1 tRNA gene and 2 rRNA genes are annotated in these 1,729 nt (G+C 55.1%); all 3 read left to right on the top strand.

Annotated features, from left to right (window positions below):
• Positions 1-1,257 (top strand): 23S ribosomal RNA (locus AC2FMD_RS18055); the annotation flags it as partial.
• A gap of 192 nt (positions 1,258-1,449) precedes the next feature.
• Positions 1,450-1,564, top strand: a 5S ribosomal RNA gene (gene rrf / locus AC2FMD_RS18050).
• 87 nt (positions 1,565-1,651) lie between these two features.
• A tRNA-Met gene (locus tag AC2FMD_RS18045) sits at positions 1,652-1,728 on the top strand.
• Position 1,729 lies beyond the last annotated feature (1 nt).

Below are 1,729 nucleotides of genomic sequence, written 5' to 3'. Positions count from 1 at the left end.
CCCTAAACCGACACAGGTGGACTGGTAGAGCATACCAAGGCGCTTGAGAGAACGATGTTGAAGGAACTCGGCAAAATACCTCCGTAAGTTCGCGAGAAGGAGGCCCGGTTCCTAGGCAACTAGGGGCTGGGGGCACAAACCAGGGGGTGGCGACTGTTTATTAAAAACACAGGGCTCTGCGAAGTCGCAAGACGACGTATAGGGTCTGACGCCTGCCCGGTGCCTGAAGGTTAAAAGGAGAGGTGAGAGCCTTGAATTGAAGCCCAGGTAAACGGCGGCCGTAACTATAACGGTCCTAAGGTAGCGAAATTCCTTGTCGGGTAAGTTCCGACCTGCACGAATGGCGTAACGACTTCCCCGCTGTCTCCAACATCGACTCAGCGAAATTGAATTGCCTGTCAAGATGCAGGCTTCCCGCGGTTAGACGGAAAGACCCCGTGCACCTTTACTACAGCTTCGCACTGGCATCAGGACTGCAATGTGCAGGATAGGTGGTAGGCTTCGAAGCAGGGACGCCAGTTCCTGTGGAGCCTCCCTTGAGATACCACCCTTTGCATTCTTGATGTCTAACCGCGGTCCGTCATCCGGATCCGGGACCCTGCGTGGCGGGTAGTTTGACTGGGGCGGTCGCCTCCTAAAGCGTAACGGAGGCGCGCGAAGGTTGGCTCAGAGCGGTCGGAAATCGCTCGTTGAGTGCAATGGCAGAAGCCAGCCTGACTGCGAGACTGACAAGTCGAGCAGAGTCGAAAGACGGCCATAGTGATCCGGTGGTCCCGAGTGGAAGGGCCATCGCTCAACGGATAAAAGGTACGCCGGGGATAACAGGCTGATACTGCCCAAGAGTCCATATCGACGGCAGTGTTTGGCACCTCGATGTCGGCTCATCTCATCCTGGGGCTGGAGCAGGTCCCAAGGGTACGGCTGTTCGCCGTTTAAAGAGGTACGTGAGCTGGGTTTAGAACGTCGTGAGACAGTTCGGTCCCTATCTGCCGTGGGTGTAGGAGACTTGAGAGGAGTTGCCCCTAGTACGAGAGGACCGGGGTGAACGATCCACTGGTGGACCTGTTGTCGTGCCAACGGCAGTGCAGGGTAGCTATGATCGGACAGGATAACCGCTGAAGGCATCTAAGCGGGAAGCCCCCCTCAAAACAAGGTCTCCCTGAGGGCCGTGGAAGACCACCACGTCAATAGGCCGGAGATGTAAGCGCAGCAATGCGTTCAGTTGACCGGTACTAATCGCCCGATAGGCTTGATTTGATCCAGTAACAGAAAGACAAATCAAACCAAAAGCATACACCGACCTTGACAATGGATAGCCTCGCAGCACCAAGCCGCGATATTGATTGATTATACAACCGAGTGGCAACGCGCCTTTTGCAAGCAAAAGACGCTGTCTGCCACCCGTCGCTTTCTTGCTCGCAAGAAAGTCGACGTGGGGATTTTCCTCGGTTTGGTGGTCATAGCGCAAGCAAAACACCCGGTCCCATCCCGAACCCGGAAGTTAAGTGCTGCAGCGCCAATGGTACTTGGGCTCAAGCCCCGGGAGAGTAGGTCACCGCCAAACCTAGAAAAATCCCCAAACTCTCTAAACGATCAAAAAATCAAAAAACGGCCTCAAAAAATCTCTGCAGGCCGAACGCCAAAAAAATGGCGCGGGGTGGAGCAGCCAGGTAGCTCGTCAGGCTCATAACCTGAAGGTCAGAGGTTCAAATCCTCTCCCCGCAACCAA

Source organism: Ruegeria sp. BHSC276 (assembly GCF_059612945.1).
The sequence above is the reverse complement of the archived record's forward strand: the minus strand, read 5'-3'. Positions and strand labels throughout refer to the sequence as shown.